Origin of the sequence: Xanthomonas euvesicatoria (genome assembly GCF_013112235.1) — a bacterium.
GTDB classification, from domain to species: domain Bacteria; phylum Pseudomonadota; class Gammaproteobacteria; order Xanthomonadales; family Xanthomonadaceae; genus Xanthomonas; species Xanthomonas euvesicatoria.
Genome location: NZ_JABFFS010000001.1, coordinates 2,630,042 through 2,651,736, shown reverse-complemented (window position 1 = coordinate 2,651,736; position 21,695 = coordinate 2,630,042). Strand labels below are relative to the sequence as shown.

The following is a 21,695-nucleotide window of genomic DNA, read 5'->3' as shown; positions in this document are numbered from 1 at the left end:
CGGGCAATGAGACCGCCATTGAAAAGAAAAGTTCATACCGATCCGTACGACCGTCACGCATCAGGGTAGCGGCAGCGATGCACCGCTGGCGACGCCGCGCGCAACGCACGGATCTCCCCTGTCGACAGGTATGGGTATTTGACGTGAAGGAAACAACCTCTGGATGATAACGACCTTTCCTTCTATTGCCGGACGGCCAGACGCATGCTTCCAGGTTTCGACGGGCTCCGATTCAGCCATTGGCAGGCCGATCTGCGCGAGGACGGCGTGGTGGTGCTCAGCCTCGATCGGCAGGGCGCACCGGTCAACGCATTTTCGCAGGAGGTGCTGCTGGAGCTGGGCGCCGTGGTCGAGCGGCTGGCACTGGATCCGCCAAAGGGCGTGGTGCTGCGCTCGGGCAAGCCCAACGGCTTCATCGCCGGCGCCGATCTGAAGGAATTCCAGGAATTCGATCGCAAGGGTACGGTCAACGATGCCATCCACCGCGGGCAGCAGGTCTTCCAGAAGCTGGCCGAACTGCCCTGCCCGACCGTCGCGGCGATTCATGGCTTCTGCATGGGCGGCGGTACCGAAATCGCGCTGGCCTGCCGCTACCGCGTGGCTTCCGATGACGGTAGCACCCGCATCGGGCTGCCGGAAACCAAGCTGGGCATCTTCCCCGGCTGGGGCGGCAGCGCCCGCTTGCCGCGCCTGATCGGTGCGCCGGCCGCGATGGATCTGATGCTCACCGGCCGCACGGTATCGGCCAAGGCTGCGCGCGCGATGGGGCTGGTCGACAAGGTCGCCGCGCCTGCCGTGCTGGTGGATGTGGCAGCCAGCCTGGCGCTCGCCGGCACCACGCGTGCGTTCAAGCAGCGCGCCACTGCGTGGGCCACCAATACCTTGCTCGCGCGCAAACTACTGGCGCCGCAGATGCGCAAGCAGGTGGCGCGCAAGGCGCGCAAGGAGCATTACCCGGCGCCCTACGCCCTGATCAACGTCTGGGAGCGGGCGGGCGGCAGCGGCATCCAGGCGCGCCTGGCGGCCGAGCGCAAGGCGGTGGTCAAACTTGCCAGCACGCCGACCGCGCGCAACCTGATCCGCATCTTCTTCCTGACCGAGCGCCTGAAAGCGCTGGGCGGCAAGGACGCAGCCGGTGCGGCGGCGGCCCCGATTCGCCATGTGCATGTGATCGGCGCAGGCGTCATGGGCGGCGATATCGCGGCCTGGGCGGCTTACAAGGGCTTCGAGGTCACGTTGCAGGACCGCGAGCAGCGTTTTATCGATACGGCGCTGACACGTGGTGGCGAGCTGTTCGCCAAGCGCGTCAAGGACGACGCCAAGCGGCCGGCAGTGGCCGCGCGGCTGCGTGGCGACCTGACCGGCGCGGGCGTGACGCAGGCCGACCTGGTGATCGAGGCGATCATCGAAAACCCGCAGGCAAAGCGCGATCTTTACCAATCGATCGAGCCGCAACTCAAGCCGGATGCCTTGCTGACGACCAATACCTCGTCGATTCCGCTGACCGAATTGCGTGGCCACATCCAGCGCCCGGCGCAATTTGCCGGCCTGCACTACTTCAACCCGGTGGCGATGATGCCGCTGGTGGAAATCGTGCAGCACGATGGTCTGGATCCGGCCAACGTCGCGCGCCTGGCTGCGTTCTGCAAGGCCTTGGACAAGTTCCCGGTGCCGGTGGCCGGCACGCCGGGATTCCTGGTCAACCGGGTGCTGTTCCCCTACCTGCTCGAGGCGGCCACCGCGTATGCCGAAGGCATTCCTGGCCCGGTGCTGGACAAGACGGCGGTGAAGTTCGGCATGCCGATGGGGCCGATCGAACTGATCGACACCGTGGGCCTGGATGTGGCGGCGGGCGTAGGCGCGGAGCTGGCGCCGTTCCTGCGTTTGCCCATCCCGGCGGCACTGGCGACCGTGGAAGCCGGCAAGCGCGGCAAGAAGGACGGCCAGGGCCTGTACAAGTGGGAGAACGGACGCGCCGTCAAACCCGAGGTTGCCAGCGGCTACACCGCACCGGCGGATCTGGAAGACCGCCTGATCCTGCCGCTGCTCAACGAAGCGGTGGCCTGCCTGCACGATGGCGTGGTGGCCGACGCAGACCTGCTGGACGCCGGGGTCATCTTCGGCACAGGTTTCGCACCTTTCCGTGGCGGCCCGATCCAGTACATCCGCAGCGTCGGCGCAGACGCGCTGCTGGAGCGCCTGCACGCGCTGCATGCACGCTATGGCGAACGCTTCGCGCCGCGCCCGGGTTGGGACTCGCCGTTGTTGCGGGAAGCGGTGGCCTGAGGCCGGCAGGCATCTATCGACAAGTCTGATTTGCAAGAAGGCTGCCGTTGGCAGCCTTCTTTTTGCGTCAGGGCCGCAGCGTGCAGATGCTGGCACCGATTACCTGGCAGTCGGAGTCGATCTGGATATGTCGCGCCAGGGCCGGACAGGTGCGGTAGATTGCGCAGGTCGAAACGCGCTGATTCGATGACCTGCCGACCTGCTGCTACCAGAGGTTAATGATGGGAATGCCCATGCGCATGCCTGTGCCCATGGTGCGCGTCATGGCCAGCGTCTGCAGCCGGCTTTGGTGTGCCGCAGGGTTCAGTGCCGCAGTGGCCGCTTTCCACCTGCAAGGTGACGTGGGCGATGTCGAAGCGGTCGTGCAACAGGGCGCCGAGCGCATCACGCAGGCGGTCGCGGTCGGTGGCCTCATTGACCACCACGTGCGCTGTGAGCGCGGGCGTGCTGGAGGCCAGCGCCCAGACGTGTAGGTCATGCACGTCTTCGACGCCGGGATGGCTGGTGAGTGCCTGCTGCACCTGGGCCAGGTCGATCCCCTTGGGCACGCCTTCGAGCAACACGTTGATCGCCTCGCGCAGCAAGACCCAGGTGCGCGGCAATACCCACAGGCCGATCAGCACGGCCAGCACCGGGTCGATCCATTGCCAGCCGGTCCAGCGGATCAGCAGGGCACCGATGATCACTGCCACCGAGCCGAGCATGTCGCTCCAGACCTCCAGATAGGCACCCTTGACGTTAAGGCTTTCGCCGCTGCCGGCGTGCAGCAGCTTCATGGCGACCAGATTGATCACCAGGCCGAAGCCGGCGATCAGCAGCATGCCGCTGTACGCGATGTCCTGCGGAGCGCGGAAGCGTTGCGCGGCCTCCCACAGGATGTAGCCACCCACTACGAACAACAGCGCGCCATTGGCCAGTGCGCCAAGCGCTTCGAGCCGCACATAGCCATAGGTGCGACGCGCGTCGGCCGGACGACGACTCAGGCGCACCGCGACCAGCGCGATCATCAGGCCGACGGTGTCGGTGGCCATATGCGCAGCGTCGGACAGCAGCGCCAGGCTGTTGGTCACGAATGCGCCGATGATCTCTGCCAGCAGGAAGGTGGCGGTCAACCCCAGTGCCCACCACAAGGGGGCTTCGTGACGGATTTCGCTGGGTGCGTGGTTGTGGTCGTGTCCCATGGGTGTCGTGGCCTGCTGCAATGCGCGCACCTTAGGCGCACGCGATGGCGGAGACTATTACACCTGCGCGTAATGACATCACATCACGCGAGCCGTGCGGCGTGCCGCACAAGGCGCAGTGGTTGCGCTATTTGCGGGGCGAAAGAAGTCACGCTCTGGAAGCATGCCCCTCGCACCGCCAATCCAACACTCCGCGGCGCGAGCGGATCGCCTGTTATATCTTGGCGACCAGCTTGACCACGCTGGAAAAATCCAGCGCCCCGTTGCCTGCCTGGCTGTTCATCGCATACAGGTTGCGCGCCAGCTCACCGAGCGGAATCGAGACGCCGGCCTGCACCGCCGATTCGGCAACCAGGCCCAAATCCTTGAGCATCAGGTCGTTGCCGAAACCTCCGCTATACCCACGCGACGCCGGCGCATTGGGCAGCACGCCGGGCCACGGGTTGCACACCTCGGTGGCCCAACTGCGGCCGGTACTGACCGCCATCATCTGCGACAGCACCGCAGGGTCCAGGCCCTGCGCGACGCCGAGCGCCAGCGCTTCACCGGTGGCGGCCATGATCACGCCCAGGGCCATGTTGTTGCATAGCTTGGCGACCTGCCCTGCCCCGTTGTCGCCGACATGGAAAATGTTCTTTCCCATGGCCTGCAGCACCGGGCGCGCGCGCTCCAGCGCATCGGCAGCGCCGCCGACGATGAAGGTCAGCGTGCCGGCTGCAGCCCCGGCCGTGCCACCGGAGACCGGGGCGTCGAGCATCGTCAGGCCACGCGCCTTGGCCGCATCGGCCACCCTGCGCGCAGACACCGGCGCGATGGTGCTGCAGTCGATGACCAGGGCGCCATCCGGGATCTGCGCCAGGATGCCGGATTCGCCCAGGTACACACCTTCGACGTGGCGGCTTGCAGGCAGCATCGAGATCACGACCTCGGCATCGGCCAGCGTGTCCTGCGCGGAGCTGGCAGCATGCGCACCAGCCGCCGAGGCAGCCTCCAGGGCGGCCGGTGCGAGATCGAATACCCGCAGCTGATGCCCGGCCTTGATCAGATTGGCAGCCATTGGCCCGCCCATATTGCCCAGGCCGATAAAAGCGATCTTGCTCATGGTGTCGGTTTCCAAAATAGGACCATCTTCAACAGATGGCCGGGATCATCGCGGATTGCGCGCGCGGAGCCACCGCCGGTTTTCAGCTGCGATGACGCAGGTCAGAGATGGCAACCGCACTGCAATCCGGCGTGAGCCGAACATGCTTCGCAAGTTGCCAGCCACTCACTGCACACCCAGCTCGCCTGCCCCCAGATCGGCAAGCGGATGCGATGCAGGCGACCAGGGCGCAACAAAGAAGGCTGCGGCCCACTGCGCATCGGCTGCTTCCAGCGACGCCGGTTGCCAGTGCGGTTGACGATCCTTGTCGATCAACAGCGCGCGGATGCCTTCGGCAAAATCGCCGTGCGCCGCCGCATGCAATGCGACCACGTATTCGGTACGGAAGGTGTCGGCCAGCGTCGTGGTGCCCGCATGGCGATGCAGCTCCCAGGCAAGGCGTGCCGAGCCCGGAGCCCCCGCGGCCAAGTTGGCACGTGCAGCCTGCAGCCAGCCGTCTTCGCTTTGCAGCGCCAGGATCGCAGCGACAACGTGCTCCAGTGATTCGCCGGCCACCAACTGTTCGATCAACTGTGCGTGGACTTGCAGCGGGCCCGGCTCGGTCGGTTGCGCGATGCCATGCAGAAATGCACTGAGCTGGGTGCGGTCGTTGTCCGCATTGCCTGTCCATGCGTGCGCGCTCAGCGCATCCAGCACTGCTGCGTACTGCGCATGCTCCAGGCGCACATCTGCCAGCCCCGCGTAAATGGCATCACTGGCATCCAGCGGCGCGCCAGTCAGCGCCAGAAACAGGCCGGCCCCCTGGGGCACGCGGCGTAACAGCCAGCTGCCACCCACATCGGGAAACAGCCCCACGCTGATCTCCGGCATGGCAAGTCGCGAGCGTTCGGTGACCACGCGATGGCTGGCGCCGGACATCAAGCCGATGCCACCGCCCATCACGATGCCGTGGCCCCAGCACAGCAGTGGCTTCGGATAGGTATGGATGCGGTAGTCGAGCCGGTATTCCTCTTCGAAAAATGCGGCCGCCTGCGCGTTGGCCTGCGGCGCTGCGCGTCGCGTTGCACTGTCGGGCACTGCATCGCGGTGCGCACGCATGCTCTGGTACAGGCCATGCAGATCGCCACCAGCACAGAACGCTTTTTCGCCGGCGCCACGCAACACCACGCACGCGATCTGCGCGTCGTCGGCCCACGCGCGCAACTGCGTCTCCAGTTGCCGGGTCATCTGCAGCGACAGGCCGTTGAGCGTCTTGGGCGCATTCAAGGTGGCAATGCCGATGCGATGCCCATCGGCGCACGCACGCTGCTCGAACAGCACCGGTGCCTCGTCGGTTGCGCTGACCTGCCCCATCAGCGGTTGCTCCACTGCGGCGCGCGCTTGTCCAGAAACGCGGCCACACCTTCGGCCTGATCGGCGTGCTCGAACAGATCGACGAAGGCTTCGCGCTCGGCAATCAACGCCGCTGCGTGGGTGCCATGGCGCGTGGACTGCACCAGCTGCTTGCACGCCGCCACACTGACCGGGCTCTGCTTGCCGGCACGTTGCGCCCAGGCAACCGCCAGCGCGCGCGACTCGCCCTTGCCGACCACCTCTTCCACCAGGCCGATGCGCTGCGCGGTTGCCGCATCGATACGTTCGCCCAACAGGATCATGCGCTTGGCCCAGCCCTCGCCCACCAGACGCGGCAGGTTCTGGGTGCCACCGGCACACGGCAGCAAGCCAACGCTGGCTTCGGGCAACGCGAGCTGTGCATGCTGCTCGGCAATGCGCAGATCGCAAGCCAATGCGCACTCCAGCCCGCCGCCCATCGCATAGCCGTTGATGGCGGCAATCGACACGCCGCGGAACGCACTCAAGGCTTCGAATGCTTCGCCGAACCGGCGCGCGGCCTGGCGTGCATTGGCCTTGTCGCCGTCGGCGAACTGCTTGAGATCGGCCCCGGCGCTGAAGAACTTCTCGCCTTCGCCGGTGATCACCAGCGCATAGATGCTGCGGTCGGCATCCAGTGCGCGCACCAGGTCGCGCAGGGCCGCCAGGCTGTGCAAGGTCCAGGTGTTGGCCGGTGGGTTGCTCAAGGTCACGATGGCCACGTGCCCATCGCGCTCGACCTGCAGACCGGTATGGAGACGTCCTTCCCAATCGCTCATCGCAATTCCTCCTCGCCATTGAGCAGGTGACGCGCCACGATCATGCGCATCACCTCGTTGGTGCCTTCCAGAATGCGGTGCACGCGGCTATCGCGCAGCAAACGCTCGATCGGGTATTCGCGGATATAGCCGTAGCCGCCATGGATCTGCAAGGCATCGTCGCAGATGGCAAAGCCGGCATCGGTGGCGAAGCGCTTGGCCATCGCACACCACACGGTGGCGTCGTGGCTGCCGGCATCGAGCTTGCGCGCGGCGGTGTGCACCATCTGCCGCGCGGCCACCAGCTGCGTGGCCATGTCGGCCAGCTTGAACTGCAATGCCTGGAAATCGGCCAGTTTCTTGCCGAACTGGCGCCGCTCGCCCATGTAGCGACGCGCGGCATCCAGCGCGCCTTGCGCGGCGCCCAACGAACATGCGGCGATATTGATGCGGCCACCATCCAGCGCCTTCATCGCCATCTTGAAGCCTTCGCCCTCATTGCCCAGCAGGTTCTCGGCCGGAATACGCACGTTTTCGAAGCTCACACCGCGCGTCGGCTGGCTGTTCCAGCCCATCTTCTCTTCCTTGCGACCGTAGCTGATGCCAGGCGCATCGGCCGGCACCACGAAGGCACTGATGCCACGCGCACCGTCTTCGCCGGTGCGTGCCATCACCACCAGCACGTCGGTTGCGCCGGCACCGGAAATGAAGGCTTTGCTGCCATTGAGCACATAGCTGTCGCCGTCGCGCTGGGCGCGCGATTTCAGCGATGCCGCATCCGAGCCGCTGCCCGGTTCGGTCAGGCAGTACGAGCCCAGCTTGGCGCCGCTGGTCATCGCCTGGCCCCACTGCGCGCGCACCGCATCGGTGCCGTAGCTGGCGATCAACCAGGTGGCCATGTTGTGGATGCTGATGAACGCCGAGGTGGACGGATCCACCGTGGCCAGTTCTTCGAACACCACTGCGGCATCGAGGCGGCGCATGCCCAGGCCGCCCACGCCTTCGTCGGTGTAGAGACCGCAAAAGCCAAGCTCGGCGGCCTTGGCGATGGCCTCGCGCGGGAAGTGACCTTCTGCGTCCCACTGCGCTGCATGCGGGGCGAGTTCCTTGTCGGCGAAGTCGCGCGCGGCAGCGCGGAAGGCTTCCTGCTCGTCGTTCAAATCGGCCGCGTTGGGGTGGAGCTGGATGGCTGCATTCATGGCGATCGGGTCACTTGAGGGAGATGGTGGTGTTGACGCCATGGGCCAGCGTCTGATCGTCGAACCAGCGCGCGGTCACGGTCTTGGTCTGGGTGTAGAACATCACCACCTGCTTGCCGTACGGGCCCAGGTCGCCGAGCTTGGAAGCGCGCGAGCCGGTGAAGGAAAACAATGGCACCGGCACCGGAATCGGCACGTTGATGCCGACCTGACCCACATCGATGTCTTCCTGGAAACGCCGCGCAGCCGCGCCGGATTGAGTGAATAGCGCCGTGCCGTTACCGTTGGGGTTGGCGTTGACCAAGGCGATGGCCTCGTCCAGCGTGGCGGCTTCCAGAATCACCAGCACCGGCCCGAAGATCTCTTCGTCGTAGATCCGCATGCCGGGTTTGACGCCGGAAAAGATGGTCGGGCCAACAAAGTTGCCCTGCTCGAAGCCCGGCACCTGTGGCGCGCGGCCATCCAGTTCCAGGGTGGCGCCCTGCTCCACGCCGGAGGCGATCAAGCCTTCCACCCGCTCGCGTGCGGCGCAGGAAATCAGCGGACCGACCTCGGTGCCCGGCGCGTTGCCGGCGCCGATCTTCAAACTTTTGGCCTTGGCCACCAACTCCGGAATCCAGGTACGGGCGTCACCGACCAGGACCAGCGTGGAGGCGGCCATGCAGCGCTGCCCGGCGGCGCCGAACGCGGCACCGACCATCGCATTGAGCGTCTGCTCGCGGTTGGCGTCGGGCAGCACCACGGCGTGATTCTTGGCGCCCATCATGCATTGCACGCGTTTGCCGCCCAGCGAGGCACGTCGATACACGTGCGTGCCCACCTTGGTGGAACCGACAAACGACAACGCCTTGATGTCGGGGTGATCGCACAGCGCATTGACCACTTCCTCGCCGCCATGCACGACGTTGAGCACGCCCTTGGGAATGCCGGCTTCCAGCGCAAGTTCCACCAGCCGCATGGTCACCATCGGGTCTTGCTCGGAGGGCTTGAGCACGAAGGTGTTGCCGGTCGCAATCGCCATCGGAAACATCCACAGCGGAATCATGGCCGGAAAGTTGAACGGGGTGATGCCCGCGCACACGCCCAACGGCTGCAGCAGGCTATAGGTATCCACGCCGGTGGCGACATTGTTGGCCAGCTCGCCCAGTTGCAGGTTGCCGATCGCCGCGGCGTGCTCCACCACTTCCAGGCCACGGAACACATCGCCTTCGGCATCGGCCAGGGTCTTGCCCTGCTCGGCGCTGAGCAGCGCAGCCAGTTCGGGCATGTGTTCCCGGATCAGCTGCTGGTATTTGAGAAAAATACGCGCCCGGGTGCCAATCGGCGTCTTGCGCCAGGTCACGAAGGCGCGGCTGGCCGCCGCCACTGCGGCATCCACTTCGGCGGTGGTGGCGAACGGCACCTGGGCCAACACCGATTGGTCGGCCGGGTTGACCACGTCCTGCCACTGCGTGCTGGCGGACACCACCATTTCGCCATCGATCAACAGGAAGACGCGGGGGACGGATTGGCTCATTGCAGGGCTCGCTTGTTGAGAAGGACATCGGGCCATTGCAGGCCAATACTTCGCATTGTTTGCATCGACACCCTCCATTCCCAGCCCGCTATTGCTTAATCGCGCTAAGCTGACGACACAATTTTGCGAATCTTGCGAATGCCCCAGTCGCACGCTCAACTCCGCCACCAGCTTGGGCTGCGCCTGCAGCGGCTGCGCCAGCGCCATGGCCTGACCCAGGCCGAGCTGGCGCGCCGGCTCGAGCTGTCGCCGAGCTATCTCAACCAGATCGAGCGCAATCAGCGCCCGCTCACCCTGGCCATCCAGCAGCGGCTCAAGAGCGCGCTGGGCGACCTGGACGGCCTGCTGGACCTGGACGACCCGGCCGCACTGGTCGAGCCGCTGGACGCATCGCTGCGCAGCCTGGGCCATACGCTGTTGCCGGCCGAGCTGCGTGCGCTGACCGGCAATCTGCCGCAGGTAGCGCAGGCGCTGCTGGACCTGCACCGCGCCCATCAGCATCTGCTCGAACGCAACGCAGCGCTGGAGCTGCAGATCGGGGTCGAGCACGCGGCAATCCCATCGCTATCGCCCGGCGAGCAGGTGCGCGACTACTTCAACCGCGCGCACAACTATCTGCCGGAACTGGACGAGCGCGCCGAAGCGCTTTACGCCGAACTTGGGTTGACCCCGGAAAATCTGCCGCTGCGGCTGCGCCAACGCCTCGCCGATCGCCACGGCCTGCTGGTGCAGGACGCTCCCGACCTGCACAGCGACAAACGCAGCATGGATGCGCAAGCCCGTGTGCTGTGGCTGCCGGCGCACTTGCGGCCGGGCCAGCAGGCATTTCAGATGGCCGCACAGCTGGCCTTGCTGGAGTGCGCGCCGCTGCTGGACGCGCGCATTGCCGATGCCGGTTTCGAGGACGCCGAGCGCATCGCGCTGTCGCGGATTGGCCTGTCGAACTATTTCGCCGGCGCGCTGGTGATGCCCTACAGCGCGTTCCTGCACAGCGCGCAAACCTCGCGCTACGACATCGAATGGCTGGCCGACCGCTTCGACGTGGGCTTCGAAGCGGTGTGTCACCGGCTCAGCACCTTGCAGCGGCGCGGGGCAGCCGGTTTGCCGATCTTCTTCATGCGGGTGGACCGCGCCGGCAATGTCTCCAAGCGCCACTCGGCCACCGATTTCCATTTCTCGCATGTCGGCGGCGCCTGCCCGCTGTGGATCGTGTACGAGGCGTTCAACCAGCCTGACCGCATCCTCACCCAGATCGCGCGCATGCCCGACGGCCGGCGCTATTTCTGGCTGGCCCGCCAGGTCAGCAGCGGTCCGCCGGGGTATGGCCGCCCGCGCAAGACCTTTGCCCTGGCAATGGGCTGCGACCTGCGCCACGCCGATCAGTTGGTGTATGCGCGGGGTTGGGATCTGAACGCGGTCGACGATGCGGTACCGATCGGCCCGGGCTGCCTGACCTGCGAACGCAGCGACTGCGTGCAGCGCGCGTTTCCTGCGCTGCCGCGCCTGCCCGCGCGCGCGCGTTAGCGAGTTGGTGGAAGTGGATCTGGTTGTCGGACGTAGCCGTGCGTCGGCCCGCGATCGCAACGACAGACACACTGCACCTGGGCTATTGCATTGGCCACTCTGGCGCTCCCGCCGCGTGCACAAGCGGCAACAGCCTTGGGCAATCGCATCAGTCCACGTCAGCCAAGCACCCGCCCCGATGCCAAAGCTTCTGCCGCATCACCGCCTTACCTTCAGGGGCCAAGCAAGCGCGAGTGCCGCAGCGCAGCATTCCAAGCCGAGATAGCTGCCGCAAAATGCTTCATTGGAATGGAATGGCTTGCGCTTCTACCCTGAAGCGGACACATGCAAGACAGGGGGGACGCCAGCGCGCCGCAGCGCGCGTGCGGCGTCACGCACCGAACGACCAACAGCGATCACGCAGCACAGCACCACTGGCCACACCCGCGCAGATGCGCCCGCCCCGCTCCATGCGGCTGGCCGCACCAGCAGCTACCACCGTATTCGGTCACTTTGTCCTGGGAGGGATCAACCGATGCCTGTTCACCATACCGGCCACCCGGCCAGTCGGCGCCTGCGCCGCACGCCCGTTCGCGCCATCCTGTGCACCACCATCGCTTGCGTGCTGGCCACAGCGTTCGGCGCGCATGCACAGGACACTGCACCCGCCGCGCCGCCGGCCAACGACACCAGCAGCGCCGCCAGCAATGGCCAGGCGCCGGTCACGTTGGACAACATCACCGTGATCGGCCAGCGCGCCAGCCTGAATCAGGCGGTGCAAGCCAAGCAGATGTCCGATCATGTCGTGGAAGTGATTTCCGCAGACAACATGGGCCAGATGCCCAACGTCACCGTGGCCGAGGCGCTGGTGCGGCTGCCCGGCGTCAATGGCACCCGCGACCGCGGCAACGAGAGCCTGGCCACCGTGCGCGGGCTGGGCCCGCGCATGACCATGGGCACCGTCAACGGGCGCGAAATCGCCTCGTCCGAGCCCAACCGCGCAGTGCGTTGGGAGGTGTTCCCCACCGAGATCGTTTCCACCGTCAAGGTCTACAAGACCCAGTCGGCGGATCTGGTCGCCGGCGGTCTTGCCGCCACCGTGGACATCTCCACCATCAGCCCGCTCGACTACACCGGTCCGGGATTCGTCGGCACCGCCGGCCCGGTGTTCTACGACCACGCCAAGGATGTGGACGGCTACAGCCCGTGGGGCAGCCGCTTCGGCGCCAGCTGGGTGCACAAGCTCAACGACAACCTGGCGGTCGCCTTCGGCGCCACCTACCAGAAGCAGAAGAACGCCAGCTCGTCGATCGGCAGCTGGGGCTATACCGATGCCACCACCTCGCGCGATGTGGATGGCGACGGCACCGTGGACCCGACCCCGTGGGGCGCGGCCGACCAGCTCAAGCTGATCGACCAGACCCGCACCGGCGCGATGGGCACCGTGCAGTGGCGCTCGGGCAATCTCGAATTGAAGTTCGACGGCCTGTATTCGCGCATCGAAATCGACGAAGACCAGTTGCAGAACTGGTTCAACGGGCTGGCCTTCAGCACCTTCTCCGGCAGCACCAATCCATACACCACGCCGGGCTCGTCCTACACCATCGTCGATGGCGATGTGGTGGCCGGTACGCTGGCCAATTCGAACCTGCAGGTCGACCATGTGGTCAGCCACTACAACGAGGTCAAGACACTCACCGCCGGCGGTTTGAACGCCAAGTGGAGCGGCGATGTATGGACCTTGGGCAGCGACCTGTCGTTTTCGCAGGCCAAGCGCGACAACACCTGGCAGGCGGTGCGTTTCGGCAGCAACCCGGACACCATCTCGTTCGATTTCCGTCGCAGCGTCACCCCCACCATCAGCACCAGCTCGGACACGCCCGAATACGGCATTGCCGGGCAGACCGAGCCGCAGGCGCTGCGCGACAAGATCGCTGCGCTGGCACTCAACGCCAGCCGCGCCGTGGATGCCGGCCCGTTCACGTCGCTGGAACTGGGCGCACGCGCCGCGCGTCGCGAAAAACAGAACCGTCGCTTTCTCAGTAACCAGTCCGGCTACGATCAGCCGATCTCGGCGTATCAGGACCTGATCTACCCGGTCACCATGCCCGACTTGAACGTGCCCACGCTGACCGGCGGCAACATGGCCGAGATCGCACGCATCGGCTTTGGCGGGTTCGATCCGAGCACGCTCGACGAACAACTGCTCGACCATTGGAACGTCAAGGAAGACGTGCGCGAAGCCTTCGCCAAGGCGGTCTTCAGCTCGCAGCTGTTCGGCACCGATGTCACCGGCAATGTCGGCGTGCGCCTGGTCAACACCAGGACCAACAGCGAGGGTTTCGATTCGGTCGGCAGCACCATCCAGCCCAGCACCGGCAGCAAGGAATACACCGACGTGCTGCCCAGTGCCACGCTCAATTTCCTGATCGACGACCAGCGCATCCTGCGCTTTGCAGTGGCCAAGGTCATCGCGCGTCCGCCGCTGGACGAACTGCGCACCGGCCGCCGTCTGGACGACCCCAGCGTGACCGTTGGCCAGCTCACCGGCAGCGGCGGCAACCCGCAGCTGGACCCGTTCAAGGCCACCCAGGTCGATGTCTCTTACGAGTGGTACTTCCACACCGAAGCGCTCGCCGCCCTGGCGGTGTATCGCAAGGAAGTGGATTCGAGCATCGGCTACCGCACCGACCGCGAAACGATCAACGGCCTGGATTACCTGGTCAGCGCGCCGTTCAATGGCGGTGGCGGCTACATCAATGGCGTGGAGCTCACCTTCCAGACGCCGTTCTACTTCATCCCGCACATGGAAAACTTCGGCGTCTACTCGAACTATTCGCTGGTCGATTCCAACCTCAAGGAATTCTCGCCGGAAGACAACCCGCTGCCGTTGAGCGGGCTGGCACGCAAGACCGGCACCTTCGACCTGTGGTACAGCAACGGCACCTTCGAAGCGCGCGTGGGCTACAAGTACCACAGCCCCTACACGGTGGTGTACGGCTGGAATGCCGCACGGCTGGCGCGCCTGCAAAGCGAAGGCACGGTGGATCTGAGCTTGAACTGGCAGTACAGCAAGCAGCTCGGCTTCCGTTTCCAGGCCAGCAATCTCACCAACGAGCCGTTGCGCGCCTATACCGACAACAAGCCCAACCGGCTGGCCAATCAGGACGATGGCGGCTACCAGGTATTCGGTCGCCGTTACCAGTTGGAAGCAACCTACAAGTTCTAGGCGTCGCTTGATCGGCTGCACATGCTGCTGCGCAGCCGATCTGATTGCACCTGCATAACACCGCAGCTACTAGGTGGAATCCAATCTGCAAGCCACGTTTGGACTCTGCACAGCGGCCGTGCAGCAGCACGGCCGCCTGCGGCATGCTGTCACCCGCTCCACGTTGTCTCTGTCGAGGAATTGCATGCGCTCACCACGCCGTCTCTGGACACCCGCGCTCCTGGCGCTGACCATTTCCACCTTCGCACACGCCGCCCCGGCTCCCGCCACGTTGTATCTCGGCGCGGACCTGTCCTACGTCAACGAGATGGAAGAATGCGGTGTGCAATACCGCGAGAACGGCGTGGTCAAAGATCCGTTCGAACTGTTCCATGCGCACGGGGCCAATCTGGTGCGCGTACGCTTGTGGAACGATGCGCGCTGGACCCGCTACAGCGACCTGTCGGACGTCAAGAAGACCATTGCACGTGCACGCGCGCAAGGCATGCAGGTGTTGCTGGATCTGCACTACTCCGACGATTGGGCCGACGGCGAAAAGCAATTGATCCCCAAGGCCTGGGCCAGCATCACCGACACCGATGAACTGGCACGCACGCTGTACGGCTTCACCTATGACACGCTCAGCGCGCTCGACCGTGCCGGTCTGATGCCCGAGCTCGTGCAAGTGGGCAACGAAAGCAATTCCGACCTGATGGACAGCACGCCCTGGGACAAAAAGCGCCCCATCAACTGGCAGCGCAATGCCAAGCTGTTCAACGCCGGCATCAAGGCAGTGCGCGACATGAGCGTACGCTCGGCGATCAAACCGCGGGTGATGCTGCATATCGCCCAGCCGGAAAATGTGGAGCCGTGGTTCGCCGATGCCACCAAGGCCGGCGTCACCGATTTCGATCTGATCGGCATCAGCTACTACCGTAAATGGTCCACGCAATCGATGGCCGAGCTGGGCAAGACCATCAGGCGCCTGCGCGGCCGCTATGATGCCGATGTGGTGGTAGTGGAAACCGCGTACCCGTGGACGCTGGACTCCGGCGACACCTCGCACAATCTGCTCGGCGAGGATTCGCTGATTGCCGGCTACCCGGCCACGCCGCAAGGCCAGGCGCGCTACATGGTGGACCTCACCCAACTGGTCATCGATACCGGCGGCGCCGGCGTGGTGTATTGGGAGCCGGCATGGACCAGCAGCCATTGCAAAACGCGCTGGGGCACCGGCTCGTCGTGGGAAAACGCCAGCTTCTTCGATTTCAAGCACGGCAACGAGGTGTTGCCGGCGATCGACTTCATGCGCCACCCGTATACCGGTGTGCCTGCATCGCGTACATCCGACGCGGGCAAGCATGATGCAAGCGCGCCAGAGAGTTCGGTAGATGCCGGCAAAAGGACGCAGCCATGAGTGGTATCAATCGACGCGAGTTGCTGCGCGGCATGCTGGCAAGTGGCGTGAGCGCCGCGTTGCCGGTGGGGGCAGCCGGTGCTTTGGCATCGCCTGGCGCGATGGCTGCACCTGCGGCCAAAAACACCGTATCGACAGCAGCGCTAGGCGATGCAGCGCTGGCACCGCGGGAGCGTCTGCTGTTCGACTTCGGTTGGCGCTTCCACCTGGGCCATGCCAGCGATGCCGCGCGCGATTTCGAATTCGGCACCTTCCAGCGCACCTTCGCCAAGGCCGGCAAGGACACCGCGACCGCCGCGCAACTGGCATTCGACGATAGCGCCTGGCAGCAGGTGGACTTGCCGCACGACTGGGCCGTCGGTTTGCCATTTCGGCAGGAGCCGATCTCGGCCTTCATGACCGAGGAAGACCCGGCCGCTGCACACGGCTACAAGCCGCTGGGCACGAGTTTCCCGCAGAACAGCGTGGGCTGGTACCGGCGCACGCTGCAGATTCCGGCAAGCGATCTGGGCAAGCGCATCAGCCTGGTGTTCGATGGCGTGTTTCGCGAATGCATCGTGTTCTGCAATGGCCACATCGTCGGCCGTCACGCGAGCGGTTACTGCGGCTTCGAGGTCGACCTCAGCGAAGTGCTCGACTACGGCAAGCCCAACATCATCGCCATCCGCGTGGATGCCACGCTGGGCGAAGGCTGGTTTTACGAAGGCGCCGGCATCTACCGGCATGTGTGGCTACAGAAGACCGACCCCCTCCACATTCCGCAAGACGGTGTGTTCGTACGCGGCAGCGTGCAGGACGGCAACGCCACTGCGCAGCTCTCCACCGAAGTGCGCAACGACGGCACCGCGCCACGCCAGTGCGTGGTGCAGGCGCGCATTGCCGCACCGGATGGACGCACCGTGGCGCAGGCGGCCAGCGCAGCGATCACGGTCGCGCCCGGCCAGGTGCAGGTGGTCGAACAGACCTTGCCGCTCGGGCAGGCGGCGCTGTGGTCGATCGACACCCCGCAGCTCTACAGCCTGACCACCAGCGTGCACAGCGACGGCACCGCGCTCGATGCGCTGGTGACGCCGTTCGGCGTGCGCAGCATCGCCTTCGATGCGCAACGCGGTTTCCTGTTGAACGGCGCACCGCTCAAGCTGCATGGCACCAACAATCACCAGGATCATGCCGGTGTCGGCACCGCCATTCCGGACGCCTTGCACGCCTGGCGCCTGCGCCAGCTCAAGTCGATGGGCTGCAACGCCTACCGCAGTTCGCACAATCCGGCCACGCCGGAATTACTCGCGCTGTGCGACCGCCTCGGCATGTTGGTGATCGAAGAAACCCGCCGCATGTCCATCGACCCGGAAGCGATGGGCGAACTGGAAACGATGGTGCGGCGTGGCCGCAATCATCCCAGCGTCATCCTGTGGTCGCTCGGCAACGAAGAGCCGCAGCAAGTGACCGCGCGCGGTGCACGCATCGTGACCCGCATGCAACAACGCGTGCGCCAGCTGGATCCCACCCGCCCCACGACCTTCGCGATGGACAAAGGTTTTGGCGATGGCGTGGGCCAGGTGGTGGATGTGGTCGGCTTCAACTACCGCACCAGCCAGATGGATGGCTTCCACGCGCAATATCCCCACATCCCGATCTACGGCAGCGAAACCGGCAGCACCGTGTCAGTGCGCGGCAACTATCAGCGCGACGACCAACGCGGCTATACCCGTGCCTACGACCTGGACCACCCCTGGTGGGCCAGCACCGCCGAAGCCTGGTGGAGCTATGTCGCGCAACGCCCATACATTGCCGGCGGCTTCATCTGGACCGGCTTCGACTATCGCGGCGAGCCCACGCCCTACAACCGCTGGCCGAATGTGGCTTCGCAATTCGGCGTACTCGATAGCTGCGGTTTTCCGAAAGACAACTACTGGTACTACCGCGCGCAGTGGACCAGTGAACCGGTACTGCATCTGTTCCCGCACTGGAACTGGGACGGCTTGCTGCAGCCCGACGACAACGGCCGCATCGCGGTCTGGTGCCACAGCAATCTCGAGGCGGTGGAACTGCTGGTCAACGGCGTCAGCCAGGGCACGCAGCAGGTGCCGGCCTACGGCCATGTCGAATGGCGTGTGCTCTATGCGCCCGGCATGATCGAAGCGCGCGGCTATCGCGGCGGCAAGCTGGTGCTGAGCGAGCGTCGCCAAACCACGGGCAAGCCGGCGGCGATTCGCTTGAGCTGCGATCGCAACACGCTGCGTGCCGATGCCGAAGACGTCGCAGTGGTCAAGGTGGAAATCGTCGACGCACAAGGCCGCCTGGTACCGACTGCCGACAACCTGGTGCAGTTCGCGCTGCGCGGACCTGCACGGCTGATTGGGGTCGGCAATGGCGATCCCAGCAGCCACGAAGACGACAAGGCGCCGCGGCGCAAGGCATTCAACGGCCTGTGTGCGGCGCTGCTGCAAACCACGCGCAGCAGCGGCGACATCGTGCTGCAGGCCACCGCGCCTGGCCTGACCGCATCCACGTTGCGCCTGCCTGCCGAGCCCACCCGAGCGCGCGCGTCGGTGGCTTGAAACGCAGTCGCTGCGCACGACAACGGAACGTGCTGCGTTACCTGGGCCAGTGGTGGCCTCGGTAGCGTCGCGATGCCATACGCGAGTCGAAGGCCAGCCATCGGCATGTGTGCTGACGGGGATGGCCGAGCAGGTGATCCCAGGTAGAAGATCGCATGCGGGCGTTGGCCGCGGCCAGAACATCGTCGGCAGTGCTGACCGGTCAGCTCGCGACCGTTCGCGTGATACCGGCAACCTCAGGTCTGCGCACTTCCGGCAGCCGGGTCGCGCGGAAAATAGCGGTTGAGTTTTTCTTCCCACGCGCGGAATTGCTCCAAGGTCTGGGCATCCATCGGACGCGGGTCGTCGGCCAGCGCCTTCTTCTGCGCCACATAGGCGATGCGCTGGGACGACAGTTCATCCCACGCCTTCCTGAGCATGACCGGATCCGGATGCGAGACCAGCATCGCCTCCAGCAGCGTGGCCTGGGCCACGCGCGCGGCCAGCAGATCGCTGAGCGCCTCGGTCACGGCCTGCATCCACTCGTGTTGTTTCTGTTGCATATCCAGCCAGCTCGCTTGCGTAATGCGCCGCGCACCATAGCGCCTGATCTGGAACGGCGGCGTGCAAGGCAGGTTGAAGATTCAGATCACCGCGTGGTGCGACTGCGGCCAGCGCCCTCTCCATCGCTTCGCTTGACGTATTTCGACGCACGAAACTGTCGCCACCCAGCAATCCCCTCCCACGCGACGCACGGCCGCGCGGGAGTGCAGGCTCTCATCGCAAGCGTGAGAACGCGCCGATCCCTGCGATCGCCAGCCGCTCGGCGGGCACGGCCGTCTCCGCGAACGACAGCCGCAGATAGCGGCTCTGGCGGACTTCGGGGAAATTCAGCCGCTGGGTCGAGAGCGCATAGGCGATGTTGGATAGCTCGCCCGCGCCGGCCGGCTGCCAGTGCTGGCCATCTTCGCTGGTTTCTGCGCGATAGCCCTTCGGCGGCGCCGCACCGGTCATCACTGCGCGCGAGGGCGTGAGGCTGAACCCGGCAACCTGACGCGAGCCGCCGAGGTCGATGGTTACCTGCACGGGATGGCCCGGCGTCGGTGCGGGCGTGATCCAGATCGTGCTGGCATCGTCGTCGAGCAACGTCTCCGCCCCTGGCGCGCTCGCCTCGACGATGCGCCAGCCGGCGGTGGACAGCACGTCCGGCGCTGTCGCCGTCGGCCGTGCGACCGGCACCGGCGCAACGGCGCGGAACAGGGCAAATTCGCTGATCGCCGGGCAGACCGGCGCCTCGAGCACGACCAGGCGCACCCGGCGTGCGGCGATCGGGCGCTCCAGACGCACGATCCGCTGTGCACCGATGCACTGCGCCTCGGCCAGCCGCCGCCACTGCCCATCGACCTCGGCTTCGACCGCGAAGCGGGTGACGCGCACGCCCAGCGGCAGATACTCCCGCAACCGGATCAGGTCGAAGCTGTGCGCGCTCGACAGTTCCAGCGTCAGCGTCGGCGTGGTGACCTCGTCCGGCGTGGACCAGTAGCTGTCCGGCTGGCGATCGAGTACGCGCGCCGGCTCGAACCCGGCACCGCGCGAGGCGCTGGCGCTGGCCTTGGCGCCCTTGGCCAGGTCGATGGCGAAGCTGGCGCGGATCGCGTCGCCGAAACTCTGCAGCACCGCCACGTCGTGGTCGGGGATGCGGCCGCGTCGGTCGGGCGGCAGATTCAGGTTCATGTTGGTACCGCGCGCCACCGAGGTGTCGAAATAGCGCACCAGATTCTCCGGGCTCCGCACCTTGCCGTCTTCGTCGGCGTGATAGAACCAGCCCGGACGAATCGACGTATTGGTTTCGGCCGGCCACCACAACGCCCCTCCGCGCACGCCGGAATTGCCGTTTTCCTGGGTGTACGGCGCATTGGGCATGGTCGGCCAGGACGGATCGCCGGCAATGCCATCTTCGTTGCCGCCCCACCGGATATCGGCGCCAAGCGGATCGAAGGTACATGCCATAGGCTGATGCCGATGCACCAGCTCGATCATCCGCGGCCAGTTGTAGTACGCAGGCGCATCGATCTTGCGCGATTCGCGCGCCCCACCGTAATAACCATCGCCGCCATTGGCGCCGTCGAACCAGAACTCGAACAGATCCCCGTAGCCTGTGCAGAGTTCGACGATCTGCTTGCGGAAATAGTCCAGATAGCCAGGGCGGCCATATTCGGCGTGGTTGCGATCCCAGGGAGACAAATAGATACCGAAGGCCAGGCCAGCGCGTCGACACGCCGCGGCCATCTCGCCGACGATGTCACCCTTGCCGTCTTTGTAGGGCGAATTGCGGATGCAATGCTCGGTCAGGCGTGTCGGCCAAAGACAGAATCCATCGTGATGCTTGGCAGTGAAAATAAGCCCTTTCAGATTGCCGGCCTTCGCAGCAGCGACGATCTGGTCGGCTGAAAAATCGCTGGGATCGAATTTGCGCGGATCCTCGTCGCCGTAGCCCCATTCCTTGTCGGTGAAGGTGTTCATCGCAAAATGCACGAAGGCATATTGCTCCCACCGATGCCAGCGCAGCTGGCGCGGGCTGGGCACCGCACCCCACGGCGCCGGCCCGCTGGCACGCGGCGTCTGCGCGATGCGCGCTGCCGACGCGCCGAAGCTGGCGGCAGCGGCCACCACACCCGTGGCAAGAAAGGTACGACGATCGATCATTGGCGACTTCCGACTTTGCACAAGTTTCGATCTTAGCTTTTCCAACGGCGAAGCGTCCTACCCCGCAGCAACGGATGGTGATGCAAGCACCGCACACGCACTGGCGCTGTCCCGGCTGGCGTCGAAGAACGTGGAAACATGCGACAAGCGTTCATGGTCGACGGCGAATGGTTCGCCCCACGGCGCCTTGCCGGCTCTCGCGTCATATCGCTGAGAGCGCCCGAATCGGCTCCAGTTCCAGCAAAGAACCCTGAGCGGTGATGCTGAATTTCCATCCTTCGGGTAAACCGGCAGTCATTCGGAGATTTCGCCGCGCCGCGTCTGGTGCTGACATGTATCAGGACAACAAGACACGCGATGGCGCGCCTATCGCAAATCTACCTGGCACAGTGGCGCGAGACGTGGCTTCGCATGCCTTGGGTGTTCCAGGATGCCCTCATCCGCCGGTCGTTCCACCGCGGCGACAGCCTTGTTCTGTGTAAGGACGACGATCCAGGAAGACGGTTCGCATCAGGCGTTCCGCGAGACGAGTGGAACTAGATGCGAAATCAGCGTCGGGTTCAGCAGCGCGCCTGGCGCAGCGCGGCCAGCAGATCGCCCGGCGCGTCGACGGCAGCACGCCCATTCCTGATTGCAGTCCTTCATGCGCGGCTGTCGCACGGGAAGGTTGCAGGCAGCAGACCCGACAACCGCAACGAGATGGACAGCAGAGGTCAGCAATGACGGCACAGAAAGCGGCCGCTGCCATGGTTTGACTTCGTCATGCAGCGCTTGCCGGCGCTGGGGTCTGAACGTCGACGTTGCAACTCGGGCCTAAATCCGAGCGGTACCGCGGGGAGTCAAGTTTGACGATTTCCTGTCGTTATCCCGATGCTGCCCACCTTCATGCATTCTTCACACAGCTGACC

13 protein-coding genes are annotated in these 21,695 nt (G+C 65.3%); 5 read left to right on the top strand and 8 right to left on the bottom strand.

Features of this window, described 5'->3' with window-relative positions:
- The first annotated feature begins 204 nt into the window (after nucleotides 1-204).
- The gene (locus tag HLH45_RS11405) at nucleotides 205-2,286 is read left to right on the top strand and encodes a 3-hydroxyacyl-CoA dehydrogenase NAD-binding domain-containing protein (RefSeq protein ID WP_008574300.1); all 2,082 of its coding nucleotides are present in this window, start codon (nucleotides 205-207) and stop codon (nucleotides 2,284-2,286) included.
- Nucleotides 2,287-2,501: 215 nt separating this feature from the next.
- Here the strand turns inward: HLH45_RS11405 and HLH45_RS11400 are convergent, their stop codons facing one another.
- The 6 genes from HLH45_RS11400 to HLH45_RS11375 form a co-directional block, all read right to left on the bottom strand.
- Nucleotides 2,502-3,467: a cation diffusion facilitator family transporter gene (locus HLH45_RS11400; RefSeq protein WP_008574302.1), complete on the bottom strand. Its 966-nt coding sequence runs from the start codon at nucleotides 3,465-3,467 to the stop codon at nucleotides 2,502-2,504.
- Nucleotides 3,468-3,681: 214 nt separating this feature from the next.
- Nucleotides 3,682-4,584 (bottom strand): 3-hydroxyisobutyrate dehydrogenase, encoded by a 903-nt coding sequence (gene mmsB / locus HLH45_RS11395; protein WP_031421779.1) that lies wholly within the window; start codon nucleotides 4,582-4,584, stop codon nucleotides 3,682-3,684.
- A 150-nt stretch (nucleotides 4,585-4,734) separates the two neighbouring features.
- A complete protein-coding gene (locus tag HLH45_RS11390) occupies nucleotides 4,735-5,922 on the bottom strand; it encodes an enoyl-CoA hydratase/isomerase family protein (RefSeq protein ID WP_008574305.1) in 1,188 nt (395 codons plus the stop codon).
- Nucleotides 5,922-6,719: an enoyl-CoA hydratase gene (locus tag HLH45_RS11385; RefSeq protein WP_008574308.1), complete on the bottom strand. Its 798-nt coding sequence runs from the start codon at nucleotides 6,717-6,719 to the stop codon at nucleotides 5,922-5,924. The genes HLH45_RS11390 and HLH45_RS11385 overlap by 1 nt, the downstream gene beginning before the upstream one ends.
- Nucleotides 6,716-7,897: an acyl-CoA dehydrogenase family protein gene (locus HLH45_RS11380; protein ID WP_008574310.1), complete on the bottom strand. Its 1,182-nt coding sequence runs from the start codon at nucleotides 7,895-7,897 to the stop codon at nucleotides 6,716-6,718. Before HLH45_RS11380 ends, HLH45_RS11385 begins: the two co-directional genes overlap by 4 nt.
- Nucleotides 7,898-7,907: 10 nt before the next feature.
- Complete coding sequence (locus tag HLH45_RS11375) at nucleotides 7,908-9,413, bottom strand: CoA-acylating methylmalonate-semialdehyde dehydrogenase (protein WP_008574312.1); 1,506 nt, start codon at nucleotides 9,411-9,413, stop codon at nucleotides 7,908-7,910.
- Between the two features lie 138 nt (nucleotides 9,414-9,551).
- On the opposite strand from HLH45_RS11375, the gene HLH45_RS11370 reads away from it, so the two are divergent.
- From HLH45_RS11370 to galA, 4 genes are all read left to right on the top strand, one after another.
- A complete protein-coding gene (locus HLH45_RS11370) occupies nucleotides 9,552-10,937 on the top strand; it encodes a helix-turn-helix domain-containing protein (RefSeq protein WP_008574314.1) in 1,386 nt (461 codons plus the stop codon).
- A 514-nt stretch (nucleotides 10,938-11,451) separates the two neighbouring features.
- Entirely contained in the window at nucleotides 11,452-14,145 is a 2,694-nt protein-coding gene (locus HLH45_RS11365; protein WP_008574315.1) for a TonB-dependent receptor, read from the top strand.
- 184 nt (nucleotides 14,146-14,329) lie between these two features.
- Nucleotides 14,330-15,541 carry a glycoside hydrolase family 53 protein gene (locus HLH45_RS11360; protein WP_008574317.1) on the top strand — a complete coding sequence of 404 codons (1,212 nt, stop codon included), beginning with the start codon at nucleotides 14,330-14,332 and terminating at the stop codon, nucleotides 15,539-15,541.
- Nucleotides 15,538-18,102 (top strand): beta-galactosidase GalA, encoded by a 2,565-nt coding sequence (gene galA / locus HLH45_RS11355; RefSeq protein WP_008574319.1) that lies wholly within the window; start codon nucleotides 15,538-15,540, stop codon nucleotides 18,100-18,102. The genes HLH45_RS11360 and galA overlap by 4 nt, the downstream gene beginning before the upstream one ends.
- Nucleotides 18,103-18,338: 236 nt before the next feature.
- Here galA and HLH45_RS11350 read toward each other — a convergent pair whose 3' ends face one another.
- Both HLH45_RS11350 and HLH45_RS11345 read right to left on the bottom strand, forming a co-directional pair.
- Nucleotides 18,339-18,692, bottom strand: coding sequence for a hypothetical protein (locus HLH45_RS11350; RefSeq protein WP_033478826.1), 354 nt, complete (start codon nucleotides 18,690-18,692; stop codon nucleotides 18,339-18,341).
- Nucleotides 18,693-18,858: 166 nt separating this feature from the next.
- The gene (locus HLH45_RS11345; RefSeq protein WP_008574322.1) at nucleotides 18,859-20,787 is read right to left on the bottom strand and encodes an alpha-L-fucosidase; all 1,929 of its coding nucleotides are present in this window, start codon (nucleotides 20,785-20,787) and stop codon (nucleotides 18,859-18,861) included.
- Nucleotides 20,788-21,695 lie beyond the last annotated feature (908 nt).

Excerpts from the sequence above, each read along its gene's own strand:
- galA (WP_008574319.1), top strand. The coding sequence starts at position 15,538 with ATGAGTGGTATCAATCGACGCGAGTTGCTGCGCGGCATGCTGGCAAGT.
- HLH45_RS11360 (WP_008574317.1), top strand. The coding sequence starts at position 14,330 with ATGCGCTCACCACGCCGTCTCTGGACACCCGCGCTCCTGGCGCTGACC.
- HLH45_RS11385 (WP_008574308.1), bottom strand. The coding sequence starts at position 6,719 with ATGAGCGATTGGGAAGGACGTCTCCATACCGGTCTGCAGGTCGAGCGC.
- HLH45_RS11365 (WP_008574315.1), top strand. The coding sequence starts at position 11,452 with ATGCCTGTTCACCATACCGGCCACCCGGCCAGTCGGCGCCTGCGCCGC.
- HLH45_RS11370 (WP_008574314.1), top strand. The coding sequence starts at position 9,552 with ATGCCCCAGTCGCACGCTCAACTCCGCCACCAGCTTGGGCTGCGCCTG.
- HLH45_RS11400 (WP_008574302.1), bottom strand. The coding sequence starts at position 3,467 with ATGGGACACGACCACAACCACGCACCCAGCGAAATCCGTCACGAAGCC.
- HLH45_RS11390 (WP_008574305.1), bottom strand. The coding sequence starts at position 5,922 with ATGGGGCAGGTCAGCGCAACCGACGAGGCACCGGTGCTGTTCGAGCAG.
- HLH45_RS11380 (WP_008574310.1), bottom strand. The coding sequence starts at position 7,897 with ATGAATGCAGCCATCCAGCTCCACCCCAACGCGGCCGATTTGAACGAC.
- HLH45_RS11345 (WP_008574322.1), bottom strand. The coding sequence starts at position 20,787 with ATGATCGATCGTCGTACCTTTCTTGCCACGGGTGTGGTGGCCGCTGCC.
- HLH45_RS11405 (WP_008574300.1), top strand. The coding sequence starts at position 205 with ATGCTTCCAGGTTTCGACGGGCTCCGATTCAGCCATTGGCAGGCCGAT.
- HLH45_RS11375 (WP_008574312.1), bottom strand. The coding sequence starts at position 9,413 with ATGAGCCAATCCGTCCCCCGCGTCTTCCTGTTGATCGATGGCGAAATG.